The sequence below is a fragment of the Arthrobacter sp. StoSoilB5 genome (assembly GCF_019977235.1).
Taxonomy (GTDB): Bacteria; Actinomycetota; Actinomycetes; order Actinomycetales; family Micrococcaceae; genus Arthrobacter.
The window spans coordinates 492716-509930 of sequence record NZ_AP024646.1; the positions used below are offsets into that span (position 1 = coordinate 492716).

At 62.4% G+C, this 17215-nt stretch carries 15 protein-coding genes; 3 read left to right on the forward strand and 12 right to left on the reverse strand.

Annotated features, from left to right (window positions below):
• Positions 1-95 precede the first annotated feature (95 nt).
• Positions 96-1316 (forward strand): acyl-CoA dehydrogenase family protein, encoded by a 1221-nt coding sequence (locus LDN75_RS02425; protein WP_223935607.1) that lies wholly within the window; start codon positions 96-98, stop codon positions 1314-1316.
• 78 nt (positions 1317-1394) lie between these two features.
• On the opposite strand, the gene LDN75_RS02430 is transcribed toward LDN75_RS02425, so the two are convergent.
• The 3 genes from LDN75_RS02430 to LDN75_RS02440 all read right to left on the reverse strand — a co-directional run bounded on the left by LDN75_RS02430 (position 1395) and on the right by LDN75_RS02440 (position 6503).
• Complete coding sequence (locus LDN75_RS02430; protein WP_223935608.1) at positions 1395-2978, reverse strand: APC family permease; 1584 nt, start codon at positions 2976-2978, stop codon at positions 1395-1397.
• Positions 2979-3350: 372 nt separating this feature from the next.
• Positions 3351-4991, reverse strand: a complete 1641-nt coding sequence (locus LDN75_RS02435) for a GMC oxidoreductase (RefSeq protein ID WP_223935609.1) — start codon at positions 4989-4991, stop codon at positions 3351-3353.
• The gene (locus LDN75_RS02440) at positions 4992-6503 is read right to left on the reverse strand and encodes an aldehyde dehydrogenase family protein (RefSeq protein ID WP_223935610.1); all 1512 of its coding nucleotides are present in this window, start codon (positions 6501-6503) and stop codon (positions 4992-4994) included. It lies immediately after the preceding gene.
• Positions 6504-6605: 102 nt separating this feature from the next.
• On the opposite strand from LDN75_RS02440, the gene LDN75_RS02445 reads away from it, so the two are divergent.
• Positions 6606-7565: a prenyltransferase/squalene oxidase repeat-containing protein gene (locus tag LDN75_RS02445; RefSeq protein ID WP_223935611.1), complete on the forward strand. Its 960-nt coding sequence runs from the start codon at positions 6606-6608 to the stop codon at positions 7563-7565.
• 54 nt (positions 7566-7619) lie between these two features.
• Here the strand turns inward: LDN75_RS02445 and LDN75_RS02450 are convergent, their stop codons facing one another.
• From LDN75_RS02450 to eat, 9 genes are all read right to left on the reverse strand, one after another.
• Positions 7620-7928: a hypothetical protein gene (locus LDN75_RS02450; RefSeq protein WP_223935612.1), complete on the reverse strand. Its 309-nt coding sequence runs from the start codon at positions 7926-7928 to the stop codon at positions 7620-7622.
• A gap of 78 nt (positions 7929-8006) precedes the next feature.
• The gene (locus LDN75_RS02455) at positions 8007-8612 is read right to left on the reverse strand and encodes a TetR/AcrR family transcriptional regulator (protein WP_223935613.1); all 606 of its coding nucleotides are present in this window, start codon (positions 8610-8612) and stop codon (positions 8007-8009) included.
• Positions 8613-8656: 44 nt separating this feature from the next.
• Positions 8657-9415 carry a MerR family transcriptional regulator gene (locus tag LDN75_RS02460; protein WP_223935614.1) on the reverse strand — a complete coding sequence of 253 codons (759 nt, stop codon included), beginning with the start codon at positions 9413-9415 and terminating at the stop codon, positions 8657-8659.
• A gap of 88 nt (positions 9416-9503) precedes the next feature.
• Positions 9504-10145, reverse strand: a complete 642-nt coding sequence (locus LDN75_RS02465) for a PadR family transcriptional regulator (RefSeq protein ID WP_223935615.1) — start codon at positions 10143-10145, stop codon at positions 9504-9506.
• A gap of 155 nt (positions 10146-10300) precedes the next feature.
• Entirely contained in the window at positions 10301-11083 is a 783-nt protein-coding gene (locus LDN75_RS02470) for a 3-oxoacyl-ACP reductase (protein WP_223935616.1), read from the reverse strand.
• A 31-nt stretch (positions 11084-11114) separates the two neighbouring features.
• Positions 11115-12485: an aldehyde dehydrogenase family protein gene (locus LDN75_RS02475; protein WP_223935617.1), complete on the reverse strand. Its 1371-nt coding sequence runs from the start codon at positions 12483-12485 to the stop codon at positions 11115-11117.
• Positions 12482-13240 (reverse strand): gamma-glutamyl-gamma-aminobutyrate hydrolase family protein, encoded by a 759-nt coding sequence (locus tag LDN75_RS02480; protein ID WP_223935618.1) that lies wholly within the window; start codon positions 13238-13240, stop codon positions 12482-12484. The genes LDN75_RS02475 and LDN75_RS02480 overlap by 4 nt, the downstream gene beginning before the upstream one ends.
• Positions 13221-14603 carry a glutamine synthetase family protein gene (locus LDN75_RS02485; protein ID WP_223935619.1) on the reverse strand — a complete coding sequence of 461 codons (1383 nt, stop codon included), beginning with the start codon at positions 14601-14603 and terminating at the stop codon, positions 13221-13223. Before LDN75_RS02485 ends, LDN75_RS02480 begins: the two co-directional genes overlap by 20 nt.
• 50 nt (positions 14604-14653) lie before the next feature.
• Entirely contained in the window at positions 14654-16084 is a 1431-nt protein-coding gene (gene eat, locus LDN75_RS02490; protein ID WP_223935620.1) for an ethanolamine permease, read from the reverse strand.
• Between the two features lie 283 nt (positions 16085-16367).
• Between eat and LDN75_RS02495 the strand changes: the two genes are divergently transcribed.
• A complete protein-coding gene (locus tag LDN75_RS02495) occupies positions 16368-17084 on the forward strand; it encodes a GntR family transcriptional regulator (protein WP_223935621.1) in 717 nt (238 codons plus the stop codon).
• Positions 17085-17215: the final 131 nt, after the last annotated feature.

A 17215-nucleotide genomic window follows, 5' to 3' on the forward strand; every position in this document is an offset into this window, starting at 1 on the left:
CGGAGCATCCCGCCTAGTGATCCTCATCACCTTGCAATATACTAGGACATCCAAGGGTTTGGAAGAGCCTGCGTTGGACATGACGAAGGGGTCAAATGCTCGACGAAAAAGCAGCTGCCGGAATCGCTACCAGCGGCGCACTGACAGAAAGTATCCTGCCTCCTTATCCGGAGGCGGACCTTATGCATGTGGTGGACCTGCTTCCCCCGGGGGAGCGTGCGCGGTACATGGAGGTGCGGGAGTTCCTCCAGGCGCGGATCCGGGCTGCCAGCATCGAATACTGGAATCGGGAAGAGTTCCCCTTCGGGCTCCTGGCCGAGATGGCCGCGTTCGGGCTCGGCGGACTGCAGACCGATGGCTCCTCCAAGCTATTCAAGGGCCTCATGTACACCGAGGTAGCTCGCGCCGACGTCTCGCTGTCCGCGCTCGTGGGCATCCACAACGAGCTCATCGTCGGGATGATCCATGAGCTCGGCTCTTCCGAACAGAAGCAAAAGTGGCTGCCCGGACTGGAGGCCTTCACGCAATTGGGTGCTTTCGCGCTCACGGAACCGGATCACGGCTCGGACATTGCCGGAGGACTCTCGACGACGGCGCGGCGCGACGGCGGCGAATGGGTCATCAACGGTGCCAAGCGCTGGATCGGGGCCGGCACGATCGCCGACTTTGCCTTGGTGTGGGCGCGTGACGTGTCCGATCACCAGATCAAGGGTTTCATTGTGGAGACTGACCGGGCCGGCTATTCAGCCACTAAGATCACCAACAAGATCGGCCTCCGCATCATGCAGAATGCGGACATCGCGTTGGACGAAGTCCGTATTCCTTTGGATAACCTGTTGCCCGGAGCTACGGCGTTCTCGCGGGCCAATGACCTGCTGAGGGATTCGCGGGCCTGGGTTGGTTGGCAGGCCTCGGGCATCCAGTTGGCGGCCTTCGATATTGCGCGGTCCTACGCCCTGGAACGCAAGCAGTTCGGCAAGGAATTGGCCCGCTTCCAGCTCATCCAGCAGCAACTCGCGGACATCCTGGGCAACGCCAACGCTTCACTGTCCATGATGGTGGAACTCGCACGCATCCAACAAGCCGGGAAACTGGAAATGGTGCAGGCAGCGATGTGCAAAGCGACCACAACGCGTTTGGCGCGCTCGTCCGTGGCCATGGGCCGATCCTTGATGGGCGGAAATGGCATCACCACGGATTACGAGATGGGCAAACTTTTTGGCGACGCCGAAATCCTGTACACCTACGAGGGCAGCTATGAGATCAACTCGATGATCGTGGCCAGGGCGGTAACGGGGAAGTCCGCCTTCGTCTGAGGCAACAACCAAAAAGCATCCCTCCGCCGGTGGAACGCTGGCGGAGGGATGCTCGTTGGGGAACTGCTGACGTGACTGCTACGAACTTTGGACTACGACTTGGGCGGGCTCCGGTTCCGGGGCCGGGGTCACCGCGGCGTGCTCGGCCAGGACTCCTGTCCGGTGCCTGATGCGGAGGCGGTAAAGGAGCGTTCCGCCGATGACTACCGCGGCAACAAACATGACGCCGCCCCACTGCAGGTACCACTCGAACGGCGGCACCGAGTTGTAAATCTCCGGCCGTGGCCAGATCAGGTTCACTGTCATGGCACCACCCCAGAGCACTGCCAGGATGTTCACGGGCAGCCCCCATTTGCCGAGGCTGAACCCCGGTTCTGACCCGTCGTCCTTCAGGGGCCACTTCTTCAGGAACCGGCGCCGCAGCATCGGCACCGTCACCAGCAGGTAGGAGAGGTAGATCAGGACGATGCTGATGCTGGAGAGAATGGTGAAGATGGCCGGCTGGGAGATGTTAACGATCAGCGGAATCACAGCCACTACACCGATAACGATGGCAGCCACTGTGGGGGTTTTCCGGGTAGGGTGCACTTTGCTGAGCTGGCGGCTGAAGGGAAGGTTGTTGTCCCTGGCCATGGCAAACATCATCCGGATAGCTGCTGCATGGACGGCAAGCGTGCAGACGATCACTGCCACCACGATGCAAACCAGGAAGGCCTTGCCGAAGGGGCCGCCCAGCACGGAAAGCACGATGTACTGGAGTCCGCCATCGGCAGCACCGAGCTTGGGATCGGACAGGTCGGGCGCGGCCAGGATCCCGCCCAGGAGGAGCAGTCCCCCCAAGAGGAATGACGCGGTCACGGCGCGCAGGATGGCCTTGGGAGCCGTGCGCTTGGGATCTTTGGTTTCCTCGCCCAGGGAACTGGCCGTGTCGAACCCGTACATGACGTAGCCGGAAGCCATGGCGGCAATCATGAACACTCCGAAGAAGCCCAGGGGATGTTCTTCGCCGAATCCGGCAGTGTCCAGGAGGACTTCCGGTCCCCGTACGCTATGCCATATCAGCGCCGCGATCAGCAGTACGGCCGCAACCAGTTCCACGAACACGCCCACGCTGTTGATCATGGTCATGAGTTTCACGCCGAATGCGTTGATGAGTGTGGAAATGCCGATCATGATGCTGGCGAGGATGACGCCGTTGACGGCGAAGTCGTAGGGACCTGTTCCATCGCCCACAAGCTGGAAGCCGCTCCAGATCTGCGGCAAGGTGATTTGAAGGGCCAAGGCAACGGACCCCAGAGCCATGATCGAGGAAAGCAACAGCAACCACCCTGCCAGCCAGGCCCAGGTTCCGGTCGAGAGCCGCTTGGCCCAGTTGTAGACAGATCCTGCCACGGGGTACCGCCCCGCCAGTTCCGCGAAACACAAGGCGACCATCAATTGACCGACAAAGACGATGGGCCACGACCACGCGTAGGCGGGTCCAGCCGTGGAAAAGCCAAAGTAGAAAAGTTGGAAAACGCCGGTGAGGATGGATATGTAGCTGACGCCGGCGGCGAAGCTGGCAAACTTACCGATGCTGCGGTCGAGGGTTTGGGCGTAGCCAAACTCGTCCATGCCGCTTGTATCGCTCTTGCTGGGTCCTATTTTGCTGGGTTCTAACATTCGGAACTCCTAACTCAGACATGCACGAATGGTGATGACCTGCGGCCGCCATTGGACGCAGTCGAAATCAAAAGGCCGGGCACCACTGTGTGCCTCCGGCTGTTTCCCCCATTGTTGTTGCGTGGCTTGCTGGACCTCGATGTAGTCGAAGTCCGGTCCATGCCCGCCAAGCCGCAACCGTTTGGGTGTGGCGTGGGTCATAAGAAGCAGATTAGTTCAGATTGAACAGGCGTTCAAGACTTGCGCATGAACAAATGTTCAAGAATAATGCGGGCGCATTTCCAGCCCCTGATTGCCCGCGAGGGCACGAAAAACGCCGGTGGGGGTGCGGGCACCCTTCACCGGTGTTTCCGTTCAGCGGCGATCGCCTGCTCAGGCAAGGGACAAGCTGAAGTCCGCCTCCGCCGTCGTTGTTTCATCCGTCCGGCTGGCCCGGATGAGGTCCGCGCACCGCTCGCCGATCATCATGACGGTGATGTTGGGGTTTACCGTGACGTGTTCAGGCATGACAGAGGCGTCGGCCACGCGCAGGCCGGTAACGCCCTTGACACGTAGCTCGGGATCCAGCGGTGACAACTGGTCGTCCACTGGCCCCATGCGGACCGTACCCACCGGGTGGTAGACGGTGTTGTGCGTCTTGCGGATGTAGTCCTGCAGTTCCTCGTCGGTCTGTGCCTCGATGCCAGGGGAGAGCTCCCGGCCGGTCCACTCAGCCATGGCCGGCTGCGCGGCGATCTCCCGGGCCTTGCGGATCCCGGCAACCATGACGCGCATGTCGTGCCCCTCCGGATCGGTGAAGTACCGGGGGTCGACCATGGGCTTATCGCGGAAGTCCCGGCTGCGCAGCCGGACGGTCCCGCGTGAACGGGCGTGGGTGACGTTCGGCGTGAGGCTGAAGCCGTTCTCCGTTGTGGGGTAGCCGTACCGCAGGGTGTTCATGTCGAACGGGACAGAGCCGTAGTGCATCATCAGGTCCGGGCGGTCCAAACCCTCTTCGGTGGGAGTGAAGATGCCGATCTCCCACCACTGGGTGGATGTCTGCACCATGGGCTGCTTGGCCTCGAACTGCACCACGCCTTCAGGGTGGTCCTGCAGGTGCTCGCCGACGCCGGGGGAATCGACCAGGACCTCGATGCCGTGCTGCTCGAGGTGCGCCGCCGGGCCGATGCCGGAGAGCATGAGGAGCTTGGGGGAGTCGATGGCGCCGGTGGACAGGATGACCTCCTGATGCGCTGTGAGCCTGTGGGTCCGGCCGAAAGCCGAGTCAACGACGTCGACGCCGGTGCAGCGCTTGTCTGCGTCGAACACCAGTTGGCGGGCACGAAGGCCGGTCAACAGCGTGAAGTTTTCGCGATCGATGATGGGGTGGATGTAGGAAACCGAGCTGGAGGAACGTGTCCCGTCAGAGCGGCGGTTGATCTGGAAGAAGTTGGCACCGTTGACCACGGTTGCGCCTGTGTTGAACTTGGTGCGCGGGATGCCGGCTTCTTCGCAGGCATCAAGGAGCGCGACGCCGGCGGGGTCCGCCGGGGGCACGTTCATCAAGTGCACGGGTCCTGAGTCGCCATGGTGGGGTGCGTCCGGGCCGGCGTCCTCGTTGGTCTCCAGCCGCTGGTACAGCGGCCAGGCGGTGGCAGCGTTCCATCCGGTGGCCCCGTACTTGGACTCCCACTCGTCAAGGTCTTCGCGCGGGGCCCAGAAGGCGATGCAGGAGTTGTGGCTTGAGCAGCCGCCCATGACCTTGGCGCGCGAGTGGCGCATGAACGAGTTGCCGTTTTCCTGCGGCTCGATCGGGTAGTCCCAGTCGTATCCCGACTCCAGCAGTTCCATCCAGCGGTCAAGCTGCAGTATCTCTGGAAGGCCGCGGTCATCCGGACCGGCTTCAACCAGCGCCACGGAAACGGAAGGATCCTCGCTCAGTCGGGCGGCTACAGCGGCTCCGGCAGAGCCGCCGCCGATGACGACGTAGTCGAATCCTCGGTCATTGAGGTTCTCGATGTTGTCAGTGTGCATCTATTTCTCCTTGCTGCGGTCAGCGAACCAGCCGGTTACCTGCGGGTTGGTGTTCTGGTAGATGTGCTTGGCTTCCTGGTATTCAGCGAGTCCGGTGGGACCGAGCTCGCGGCCGACGCCGGACTGGCCGAAGCCGCCCCATTCGGCCTGTGGAAGGTAGGGGTGGTAGTCGTTGATCCAAACGGTGCCGTGCCGCAGCCGGCCTGCTACCCGCTGCGCCTTGCCTGCATCCTGGGTCCAGACGGCGCCGGCCAGTCCGTAGATGGTGTCGTTCGCGGTGGCTACGGCTTCGTCTTCAGTGCGGAAGGTTTCCACCGTTACTACCGGGCCGAAGGCTTCGTCGACGACCACTGACATTCCCCGTTGGACGCGGTCCAGGATGGTCGGCTGGTAGTAGTAACCGGCGTCGTACTTCTCCCCTTCAGGGGCCGCGCCGCCGCACCGCAACCGCGCACCTTCCGCCACGCCACGCTGGACGTACTCGTGGACTTTGTCGCGGTGTTCGGCGGAAATGAGCGGGCCGGTTTCGGCGGCCTCATCGAACGGGCCACCAAGGCGGATGTCCTTTGCCCTGCGGACCAACTCGTCAACGAAGCGCTCGGCGATGGATTCCTCCACCACCAGTCGTGCCCCAGCGGAGCAGACCTGGCCTGAGTGGAGGAAGGCGCCGTTGAGGGCGTTGTCGACGGCGGCGTCGAAGTCGGCGTCCGCGAAAATGACGTTGGGGTTCTTGCCGCCGAGTTCAAGCGCGACCTTCTTGACCGTAGCGGCAGCGGCAGCAGCGATGCGCTTGCCGGTTTCCAAGCCGCCCGTGAAGGAAACGAGGTCGACCTCGGGGTGTTCGGTGAGCGGTGCGCCCACCTTGCGGCCGGGTCCGGTGAGAAGGTTGGCGACGCCGTCCGGCAGGCCAAGGTCCTTGAGCAACTGCATGGCAAGGATTGCCGTGGACGGGGTCAGCTCGGCGGGCTTGAGGACGAAGGTGCAGCCAGCCGCCAGCGCGGGTGCGATCTTCCAAGCGGCCTGCAGCAGCGGGTAGTTCCACGGCGTGATCAAGCCACAGACGCCAACGGGCTCGTAGACGATTTTGCTGGCGACGGCGTTGTCCCCGGCATCGACTACCCGGCCCGCGGACTGCCCTGCGAGCCTTCCGAAGTATTCGAAGCAGGCAGCGATGTCGTCGATGTCGATGCGGCTTTCGATGATTCGCTTGCCGGTGTCCAGCGATTCGGCACGGGCGAACTTCTCCCGGCGTTCGCGCAGTTCTGCGGCGACCTTCAGCAGGAACGCGCCGCGATCGGGAGCGGGGACTGAAGACCAGACGCCGGAGTCAAAGGCTGCACGAGCGGCAGAAATGGCGCGCTCGGCATCTTCTCGACCGGCCTCGGACACTGTGGCGACCAGTTCGCCGTCGGCCGGGTTGTGGATTTGACGGACTGCGCCGGATGCAGCCGGCTCCCACGAGCCGTTGATGAAAAGAGTGGATGCGGAATCGGAGAATGTGGCTTGGGTCATACGTTGCAGATTAGTTGATCTTGAACATCTGTTCAAGAGTCAGTATGAACAAATGTTCAAGAATGGTAGCTGCGTTTTGGTGATGGCGGCATGATGGTGGACATGACTTGGCTTAATGGCCTCCGTTTTGACCCGATCGCCCCGCTGGTGTCCAGCGGGCACCCGGCCGTCCGCTACTGGGCCGAGCGGGAGTTCCTGCAGGGTTCCGCTGGCACGGCAGAGACCGCCCTCTGGGATCTCCCCATTCCCCGGCGCATCATGCGGCATCAGGGCCCAGACGGGTCGTGGCCCTACCCGGGCAGGCGGCCCCGCTCCCGGACAGACTACGACCTGCTCGAGACCTACCGGAATCTCGGATTCCTGGTGGAGATGTTCGGACTCACGCGCGAGCACCCCGCCCTTGCGGCAGCAGCCCAATACGTCTTGTCCCATCAGACACCCGAAGGCGACCTGCGGGGAATCTACGGAAACCAATACTCCCCCAACTACACCGCGGGCTTTATCGAACTCCTTGTCAAGGCCGGGTACACGGACGACCCCAGGGTTGACCTCGCGTTCGCGTGGCTCGAGTCCGCTCGACAGGACGACGGCGGATGGGCCCTACCACTGCGTACGCGGGGAAGAAACCTCGATGCCTTGGACCAGTCGTCCACTATTGCCCCGGATCCGACCCGGCCGTTCTCGCACCTCATCACAGGCGTTGTGCTCAGGGCCTACGCGGCACATCCCCGGCACCGCTCGGGCCCCTCCGCGAGGAAGGCATCGGAACTGCTGGCGAGTCGTTTCTTCGAGCCTGACGCCTACCGGGACAAAGGGAGGATCGCCGACTGGACCGAATTCAGCTTCCCCTTCTGGATGACCGATCTCGTCTCCGCCCTCGATTCCATAAGCAACATCCAACCCGAGCTAACGACGAAGAAAACCGACCGGGCGCGGGACTGGCTTGCTGACCGCCAAGAGCCGAGCGGCCTCTTCGCCGGCCACCTGCTCCGAGACAGATTCCATGACCTTCAGCTCTGGTTTAGCCTCGCCGTGTGCCGGGTCTTCGCGCGCATGCCATGACGGCGAGCGCGGCATGGTCCAGCTTTCGGCGCCGTTCATATTGAGCCGTTCATATTAATGCGGGAACAGAAACTCGCCGCCGATGAAGAACATGGCAGAGACGACCAACAGCATCAGGACAGCGAGCAGCAGCCGACTCCGGTCCCGGCGCCGGAAAACAGCTATGCATCCAGCAGAGATGGCCGCAATGGCAAGGATTGCCAGGACCACTCCCACCCACGGTCCCGCAGCTGAGGGGAGGATGAGCAGGATGCTCCAGTACAGGGGGTATAAGACGACGGCGGCTGCGAGCCAGAGAGCCCACCAACCCAAGCGCGTCGAAGGAGCGACCTTCCAGTTGGCGCCTTCTTTCCGCGTCTTCATGGGCTTGAAATTACGCCACCGCAGATCAAGGGCGGAAGGGCACATAGTCCTACTGCCCATGTCGGTTGGTCGGCCGCATCACCGCCGGTCGTTGTCCCGCGAAGGCGCGAAAGCGATCTGCTCTGTGCGGGCAATGCCTCTCTCGATGGCAGCCTTGTCTATGCCCAGGAGCGTGGTGAGCCACATGCCGTTTTGCACGACGACGATGTCGGCTGCCCGATCCTTGCATTCTTCCGGGGACAGCCCGGACATTGCATTCCCTATCAGGGTCGCGAGCCCCTGGAGATACCCATCAAACGCGGTGGCGTTGATCCGCGCAAAGTCCTCATGGGCCTGGGCGAGGGCCCAGAGGTGGAGGCGGAGGGACAGGTACGGCGTGGTCAGGAGTTCGGGGTCCGCAACGCGCCGAAGTGACTCTCGAAGTTGCTCCTCAGGGGTTGAGTCCAGCGCCGGCTCCACCAGCATGAGGTCGTGCTGTTCAATTTGGTGCAGCACCGCACGGATCAAACTCGATTTGTCTTCGTAGTAATAGTTCACGAGCCCGAGTGCGACGCCGGCTTCACGCGCCACGGCGCGCATGTTGATACCGGAAATGCCGTGGCGGGACAGTAGTTCCAGGGCCGCTTCGAGAATGCGTGTCTGCCTGTCAGCCTGTTCGCCGGCCTTTACGGTGCTTGTACCCATTCGGCCAGACTATTGCCTAACCCGGATCGGCGCATCCCGGCTGCCTACAGGTTCGCCTCGGCGTAAACCCGCAGGGTATCCCGAACGAACGTAGCTCCTGACTCTCCGCCATAGTTGGCGGCAAATCGAGGGTCGGCAACGTACATCTCGCCGAGGCCCGTGACGTACCCTTTCACGTCCCCATCGGGTGTGGCGGATGGTGTGCCGGGGATTCCGCGGAGCCATTCGACGTGCCGTTTTGCCAGTTCTTGTGCTTCGGCGCTATCCGGCGCGACGCCGGATTCGGCGGCGGCGATCCAGTCGCTCCCGAGCTTCCGGGAGCGGTCCTTCCACGCCTGCTTTTCTTCGGCGCTCATGCCGCGCCACCAAGCGTCACTTGTGGCGTACGCTTCCTTGCCCCAGCGCTCCTCTACTTCGTCCTTGTACTGAGTGTGGTCGAAGCCGTCGAACATGTCCTGTGCCATGTAATTTCCATCCCCCTTTAATGTCTCAATGGTTTGCCGCACCGACGCGATTTGCCGCGCCAGGCGGTCCTGCTCCTGACCAAGCCATTCCAGATGGCCGCTCAACGCCTTGACGGTGTCGGTCTCCCGGGCAAGCACATCGGCAATCGCAGGCAAACCGAGCCCAAGTTCCCGGAGCAGGAGGATCCGCTGGAGCTGCACCAAGGCCGGACCGTCGTAATAGCGGTAACCGTTATGACCGGTCCGGCTTGGCTTGAGCAGCCCAATGTCGTCGTAGTGACGCAGCGTGCGGCTGGTGGTCCCTGCCATCTTGGCGATTTCCTGGATCGACCAGTCCATGGGTCCTCCGTCCTGGCCCTCTCGTTCCTGGCTTGTCCTTTGACAGTAATGGTTGACGTTACGTCAAGGTCAAGGGTGGATGGGGGATTTAGTCAGCCAGGATCAGGTAGAGCGCACGGCGGGTTTCATCGAGCTTTTCGATCGCTGCCCTCCGCTGTTCGTCGGTTGCTGCGGCACGGAACTGGTGGACGACGCCCATCAGTTTTCCGATGCTTTGGTGGAACTCCTGCATGTTTCCGTCGGCCTCGGTGTTCCAGGCGTTGGCGAGTTCTTCTTCATGCTCGGCAACGTAGGCGCGCCCGTCGTCGGTCAAGGTGAATTCCGTGCGGCGCCCTTCGCCCACCGCTGTGATGAGCTCTTCATCAACCAACTGCTGCAACGTGGGGTAGACGGATCCGGGGCTGGGACGCCATGTTCCGGACGTCTTCTCCGCAATCGTCTTGATCAGCCCATAGCCGTTGGACGGAGACTCAGCCAGCAGTGACAGGATGGCTGCCCTGACGTCGCCGCGGTTTGCCCTTCGCCCGCCACCGGGACCGAAGCCCCTGGGTCCGAAGCCGCCGGGGCCGAAGCCAGGACCGAAACCGCCGGGTCCGAAGCCGGGCCCGCCGTGTCCGTGGGGACCGCGGCGCCCTTTGCCTCGGTTGAAGCGACCTCTTCCGTGGCCGTGCTCGGGGAGTCCGGAACCATGTTCCGGGAAGGTGTTGTCGTGTTCGTGGATGCCTTTCATAACAGCATCGTCCTTTCGGTGTAATGGTTCGCCGAAGGATTATCGGCGATACTTAACGATATATCGGTAAGTATCGCGACGTCAAGACTCCTAAACGTGAAAGCTGCCCCCGCCCAAAGAGGGCAGGGGCAGCCGGATGAACCGCGGGCGGGATGCTACGAGAGGGGAGTGACGTAAGCTCCCGAGATGCCGCCATCCACAAGGAAGGTGGACGCCGTGATGAAGGAAGCGTCGTCACTTGCAAGAAACGCGACCGCTGCGGCCAGTTCTTCCGGTTCCGCGAAGCGGCCCAGAGGAACGTGGACCAACCGGCGTGCGGCCTTCTCAGGATCCTTGGCGAAGAGTTCCTTCAGCAGGGGAGTGTTCACCGGGCCGGGGCAAAGGGCGTTGATGCGGATCCCCTGACGCGCAAACTCGACACCGAGTTCGCGGCTCATGGACAGAACGCCGCCCTTGGACGCGCTGTAGGAAATCTGCGACGTTGCCGCTCCCATGACAGCCACGAAGGATGCCGTGTTGATGATGGATCCCTTGCCCTGTTCCTGCATGTAGGGGATGGCGTACTTGCAGCAGTAATAGACGGAGGTCAGGTTCACTTCCTGGACCCTGCGCCACGCGTCGATTCCGGTGTCCAGGATCGAGGCGTCATCAGCGGGGGAGATGCCCGCGTTGTTGAAAGCGATGTCCACGCTGCCATACGTCTCTTTTGTCTGCGCATAGAGGTTGCGGACTTCTTCTTCGCTGGTCACGTCGACTTTGACGAACAGGCCGCCTACTTCGTTGGCCGCTGCAATCCCGGAGGTCGGTTCGATGTCGGCGATGACAACATTGGCGCCTTCAGCTGCCATCCGGCGTGCCGTGGCAAGGCCGATGCCACTGGCGCCGCCGGTGATGACTGCGCTGCGGCCGGCGAGACGGTTCGAAACTACTGCTTGCATTGGTGCTCTCCTTTGAAAAAGTGGAAAAAGTTCAGGCTGACTGGGTGGAAATAAAGACGTTCTTGACCTCGCTGAAGGCGTCAAGTGCGTCGGGGCCGAGTTCACGGCCAAGGCCGGACTGCTTGAAGCCACCGAATGGTGTGGAGTACCGGACGGAGGAGTGCGAATTCACGGAAAGATTGCCGGACTCGACGCCCCGGGCCACACGCAATGCGCGGTCCACCTTGGATGTCCAGATGGAGCCTGACAATCCGTACTCGGTGTTGTTGGCTATCCGAATAGCGTCGGCTTCGTCGTCGAACGGTACGACGGCGACTACCGGACCAAAGATCTCGTCCGTGAAGGAAGGCGCCTTCAAATCCGGTGTCAGCACCGTGGGCGGGAACCAGAAGCCTGGTCCTTCCGGCGCCTTCCCCTGGAAGGCGACCGGTGCGCCGTCGGGCACGAACGCGGAAACGGTGCTCAGCTGCTGGGAGGAAATCAGCGGACCCATAGTGGTGGCCGGATCTGCGGGGTCTCCGACGCGCATGCCCAGGACCTCTGGTTCCAGCAGCTCCAGGAAGCGGTCGTAGACGCTGCGCTGCACCAGGATCCTGGAACGTGCGCAGCAGTCCTGTCCGGCGTTGTCGAAAGCGCCGCCGGGAGCGGCGGCCGCAGCCATCTCAAGATCGGCGTCATCGAAAATGATGTTGGCGCTCTTGCCGCCCAGCTCCAGCGTCACGCGCTTCACCTGGTCCGCGCAGCCTGCCATGATCTGCTTGCCCACGCTTGTGGAGCCGGTGAAAACCACTTTGCGGACCGCCGGATGCGTGACAAACCTCTGTCCCACCACGGATCCCTTGCCGGGAATCACTTGGAAGACGCCCTCGGGTATGCCGGCCTCAAGGGCCAATTCGCCAAGGCGGATGGCAGTCAGAGGAGTGATTTCCGCGGGTTTGAGGACAACCGTGTTTCCTGCGGCGAGGGCCGGAGCGAAGCCCCAGCCTGCGATGGGCATGGGGAAATTCCAGGGAACAATGATGCCAACAACGCCCAGGGGCTCGTGGAACGTCACGTTGACCCCGCCTGCCACAGGAATTTGGCGGCCGAACTGCCGTTCCGGCGCGGCGGAGTAGTACGTGAGGACGTCGCGGACATTGCCGGCTTCCCATCGCGCGTTGCCAACCGTATGCCCGGCGTTTCGCACCTCCAGCTGCGCGAGGTTCTCCAAGTCATTGTCGACGGCGGCAGCGAACCGGCGCAGCAGTAAGGCACGATCCGCCGGGGCAACGGCGCGCCAGGTTTCGTAGGCGGCAGCTGCCTTGGCGATGGCGGCGTCAGTTTCCGCCAGGCCGGCGAGAGGCACGGTCTGGATGACCTCCTCGGTGGCCGGATTGATCACATCAAACACTGTTGCTGTCATGCGGGGGACATCGCTTTCATCGTTGCGGTCTGGTCTGAGCGGTAGCCAGCGGCAGCTTCCACGAAGCCGTGGAACAGCCTTAGGTCATCTGGGTTCTGTTCCGGATGGAACTGGACTCCAAGGACCCATCCGGCGTCTGTAGTTTCAACGGCTTGGACCAGGCCATCGGCGGAGCGGGCGGTCACACGGAGGGTGCCCGGCACCGAGTCCAGGGCCTGGTGGTGGTAGCACGGCGACGTAGCGGAATCGCCGAGAAGGCCATGGATGAGGCTGCCTGGGGTGGTGTCGAATGCCGCCTCACCATACACACCTGGTGCCGGCTGACTGTTGCTGCCGGGAATGACGTCAGGGATGTGCTGGATCAGCGTTCCGCCCAAAACCACGTTGAGGAGCTGGGCTCCCCGGCAAATGGCGAACAGCGGGAGCTCACGCTCAAGCGCCGCACGGATCAGCGCTGAGTCATGCTTGTCCCGCAGTGGTTGGGACTTGGTGGTGGGATGCGGTGGCTGACCGTACAGGGAAGGATCGACGTCGGGACCTCCCACCACAACCAAGCCGTCCACAAGCTCCAGCACGGATTCGTCGGTGCCGAGCGGCGGCAGCAGCATCGGTGTTGCTCCGGCTGCGACCACTGCCTCCACGTACGTTCCGGGGAGAATCGCCGCCGTCGTGTTCCAAACTCCCCAGGAGGCCTCTTGAAGGTAACTGGTGAGCGCGATTCGCGGGCGGTACGTTTCAGAGTCGTTCGAAGCCACGGACCCGCTCCCAATCTGTGATGGCGCTGTCGTAAGCAGTGAGCTCCACGTTGGCGGCGTGGACGTAGTGGTCTACCACGTCATCGCCGAACGCCTTGCGCGCAATGCTGCTCTCGGCCAGGAGATCCCGCGCGTCCCGCAACGTAGTGGGCAGCCGTTCAGCGTCCGAGTCGTAGGCATTGCCCTTGGTGATCGCCGGCAACTGGAGATCGTTTTCGATGCCGTGGATGACAGCGGCGATCATTGCTGCCACCGCCAGGTAGGGGTTGACGTCGCCGCCGCCCACGCGGTTCTCGGTGCGGAGGCCGCGGCCGTGACCCACCACGCGGAGCGCGCAGCTGCGGTTGTCCAGGCCCCAAGCGATAGCTGTTGGGGCGAAGCTGCCTTCCACGAATCTCTTGTAGGAATTGATGTTGGGCGCCAGGAAATAGGCCAGTTCGCGCAGCGCCGCGAGTTGACCCGCAACGAACCGTTCCATCAGGGGGCTGAAGCCGTGTTCGCCGTCGCCCGCCAGTACGGGGTTGCCGTCCAAATCGGTGAGGCTGAAGTGGATGTGGCAGGAGTTGCCTTCACGCTCGTTGAACTTTGACATGAACGTGATGCTCTTGCCGTGCTGGTCGGCGATTTCCTTGGCGCCGTTCTTGTAGAACGCGTGCTTATCGCAGGCGGCGAGGGCTTCATCGAAGCGGAACGTGATTTCCTGCTGGCCGAGGTTGCATTCGCCCTTGGACGACTCGACCACCAGGCCGGCTGCTTCCATGTTGTTGCGGATAGAGCGGATCACTGGTTCCAGCCGCGCGGTGGCCAGGAGCGAGTAGTCCACGTTGTACTGCGTGGACGGCGCGAGGCCGGTGTAGTTCTTCTGCCATGCCTGGTTGTAAGAGTCATCGAACATAAGGAACTCAAGCTCGGTCCCTACGTGGGCCCGGTAGCCAAGCTTTTCGAGCCGCTCGATTTGGGCCTTCAGGATCTGCCGGGGTGATGCGGCCACCGGCGTCCGGTCCGTCCACAGGACATCGCACTGCACTATGGCTGTGCCTTCGAGCCAAGGAACCCGGCGAAGGGTGGAGACGTCCGGCAGCATCACCATGTCGCCGTAGCCGGTTTCCCAGGACGACATTGCGTAACCGTCCACCGTTTGCATTTCAACATCTACGGCCAGCAGGTAGTTACAGCCCTCCGCGCCGTGATCCAGAACGTCCTCAAGGAAGGAGCGTGCGCCGCAACGCTTGCCCTGGAGGCGTCCCAATGCGTCGGTGATTGCGACAATGACAGTATCGATTTCGCCGCTTGCAACGGATTCGCGCAGTTCGTCGACGGTGAGCTGCCGGTTCCGGCTGGACTCTTGGATGTGGGAATTCATGATGTCTCCGCAGTGTGGTTCTGTGAGTGGATGTCAGGTTCTGCCGGCTGTTACTTCAGTTCGGCTTCGGCCATGGCGAGTTGGGCGAACTCTTCTTCGGGTGCGCCCGCCACGATCCGGTGCCGGCTGTAGAGCCAGTAGTAGAGAAGGGCAGCGGCAAAGATGGCTGCCGTGATGGAAGCGGCAAAGACGTCGACGACGAACGTCGCCACGACTGCCACGGCGGACAGGACCAGGGCAATCGACGTCGTGACGATCCCACCCGGCGTCCTGTAGCCGCGTTCCAGATGGGGTTCCTTCTTGCGAAGCACAATGTGCGAGAGGTTCAGCAGGACGTAGGAAACCGTCGCGCCGAAGACCGCGATGTTGATGAGCAAGGCACCGTCCCGCGTCAGGGCGGCCAGTAGGAAGCCGACCGTGCCCGGGACGATCAACGCCCAGTAGGGGGTGCGACGTTTGCCGGTGAGGGACAGCCAGCGGGGGAGGTAGCCCGCCCGGGAGAGGGCGAACAGTTGGCGTGAATAGGCGTAGATGATGGAGAAGAAGCTGGCCACCAGGCCGGCCAGGCCAGCGTAGTTGATGAAGTCGGCCAGAAAGGTGTTGCCGCCATAAGCGATGCGCAGCGCTTCCGGCAGGGGATTGTCCGACTCGCTCATGGCTTGCGACCCAGCTGCTCCCGGGACCAGCACTAGCATGAGGGCGCCAAAAATGACCAGGATAATGACCGCCACAATGATTCCCCGGGGCATGTCCCGCTTGGGATTCGATGTTTCCTCGGCAGCGAGGGGAACGCCCTCCACAGCCAGGAAGAACCAGATCCCGTAAACCAGTGCCGCGAGGATGCCGCTGATACCCATTGGCAGGAAGGCGCTGGACCCCGCGGATCCGTCGGGAACAATATCGAACAGCCGGGCGGAATCGAACTTTGGAAACAGGCCGACGACGGCGGCGGCCAGGGCGATTGTGGCCACTGCGGTGATGGCGAACATGATCTTGAGGGCTTCGCCCACTCCGCGGATGTGGATCCCGATGAAGATGACGTAGGTGACCAGGTAGACCGGCCACGAGTTGGTGAGGCCGAAGAGGCCAAGTGCCTCCACATAGCCGCCGATAAAGGTGGCAATAGCGGCCGGGGCCACCGCGTATTCGATCAGGACCGCCATGCCAGTGGCGAATCCGCCGAGTGGGCCTAAAGCCCGGCGGGCGAACGCATAGCCAGCCCCCGCCGTCGGGAGCGTTGATGAGAGTTCAGCGAGCCCGAAAACCATGCAGGTGTACATGACGGCCATGAGCAGGAAGGCGATCAGCAGGCCACCCCAACCTCCTTGGGCCAGGCCAAGGTTCCAGCCCGCGAAGTCGCCGGAGATCACATAGGCCACTCCAAGCCCCGCGAGGAGAACCCATCCGGCGGCACCTCGTTTGAGGCGCCGGTGCTTCAGGTATTCATCCTCGCCGCCGGGCGGCTGGTGCACTGTTTCCATGCGTGTTCCTATCGTCTGAGGAATGCTTCTGGGAAAAGTCGAGCGGGGGATCTTCCAGATCCTAAAGGACTGTTTTCAGTCCAAAGTGTGCTTCAAAGTCTGGAGCGTGATTCGCCGGGAGTCAAGACTTTTTTAAAAAACCTGATGACTGGGATCACATTGAAGGTGTGTCCAATGGTTTATTTGATGACCTTTATTGGTTCGCATGGGTAGCATGGAGGCAGCAGCGTCTGTGGATGGCCTCACTGATTGGCGCAGCCCGCATTCCGTGGAAGGAGATGCCGTGCCGGACTCACCGTTTGGCCCGTCGTTCTCGATGCTGCGCCCAGTCAGGGGCGGCAACGCGTTCGAAGAGACCATCGAACACATCCTGCAGACCATCAAGCTGGGGATCTTCGCCCCCGCCGAAAAACTGCCGCCCGAGCGCGAACTGGCCGAACAACTGGGCGTTTCCCGCGCCACCCTTCGGGATGCGTTGGGGGAGTTGCAGAGTGCCGGCTATTTGGAAGTCCAGCGCGGCCGGTACGGCGGTACGTACGTCTCCACCACAGCAGTCCAGCGGCAGCCGGACCAGGGGCCGCTCGATCCCGCCGAGGTGGAGGACGTCCTCCTGTTCAGGTCCATCATCGAGCCTGCAGCTGCCGCGCTGGCTGCAAAAGCGGATCTATCCGCGGCTGCCCGCAGGCACCTGCAGGTCTGCCTCTCTGAAGTCAGCGCTTCCCCCGCCGTGGGCTACCGTCCGCGCGACGCCCGGTTCCATATTGCGATTGCCGAGTTGTCCGGCTCTGCGAGTTTGGTAGGCGCGGTGGCGGAAACGCGGTCCCGGCTCAACGAACTCCTGGACCGGATCCCCTTGCTCAGCACCAACCTGGAGCACGCCAACGAACAACACGCCGAGATCGCCGAAGCGATTCTGCGCGGCGATGCCCCCGCCGCCGAGCGTGCAACCATCGAACACCTTGAAGGGACAGCTTCACTCCTGCGCGGCTTCCTCGCCTGATTCTCTCTCACATCCAACGGGTTTTTGGCGGTTGCTCTCTCACGTCCAACGGGTTTTTGGTGGTTGCTCTCTCACGTCCAACGGGTTTTTGGTGGTTGCTCTCTCACGTCCAACGGGTTTTTGGGCCGTTG

Excerpts from the sequence above, each read along its gene's own strand:
- LDN75_RS02475 (WP_223935617.1), bottom strand. The coding sequence starts at position 12,485 with ATGACAGCAACAGTGTTTGATGTGATCAATCCGGCCACCGAGGAGGTC.
- LDN75_RS02425 (WP_223935607.1), top strand. The coding sequence starts at position 96 with ATGCTCGACGAAAAAGCAGCTGCCGGAATCGCTACCAGCGGCGCACTG.
- LDN75_RS02460 (WP_223935614.1), bottom strand. The coding sequence starts at position 9,415 with ATGGACTGGTCGATCCAGGAAATCGCCAAGATGGCAGGGACCACCAGC.
- LDN75_RS02470 (WP_223935616.1), bottom strand. The coding sequence starts at position 11,083 with ATGCAAGCAGTAGTTTCGAACCGTCTCGCCGGCCGCAGCGCAGTCATC.
- eat (WP_223935620.1), bottom strand. The coding sequence starts at position 16,084 with ATGGAAACAGTGCACCAGCCGCCCGGCGGCGAGGATGAATACCTGAAG.
- LDN75_RS02465 (WP_223935615.1), bottom strand. The coding sequence starts at position 10,145 with ATGAAAGGCATCCACGAACACGACAACACCTTCCCGGAACATGGTTCC.
- LDN75_RS02445 (WP_223935611.1), top strand. The coding sequence starts at position 6,606 with ATGACTTGGCTTAATGGCCTCCGTTTTGACCCGATCGCCCCGCTGGTG.
- LDN75_RS02485 (WP_223935619.1), bottom strand. The coding sequence starts at position 14,603 with ATGAATTCCCACATCCAAGAGTCCAGCCGGAACCGGCAGCTCACCGTC.
- LDN75_RS02455 (WP_223935613.1), bottom strand. The coding sequence starts at position 8,612 with ATGGGTACAAGCACCGTAAAGGCCGGCGAACAGGCTGACAGGCAGACA.
- LDN75_RS02450 (WP_223935612.1), bottom strand. The coding sequence starts at position 7,928 with ATGAAGACGCGGAAAGAAGGCGCCAACTGGAAGGTCGCTCCTTCGACG.
- LDN75_RS02430 (WP_223935608.1), bottom strand. The coding sequence starts at position 2,978 with ATGTTAGAACCCAGCAAAATAGGACCCAGCAAGAGCGATACAAGCGGC.
- LDN75_RS02435 (WP_223935609.1), bottom strand. The coding sequence starts at position 4,991 with ATGCACACTGACAACATCGAGAACCTCAATGACCGAGGATTCGACTAC.
- LDN75_RS02440 (WP_223935610.1), bottom strand. The coding sequence starts at position 6,503 with ATGACCCAAGCCACATTCTCCGATTCCGCATCCACTCTTTTCATCAAC.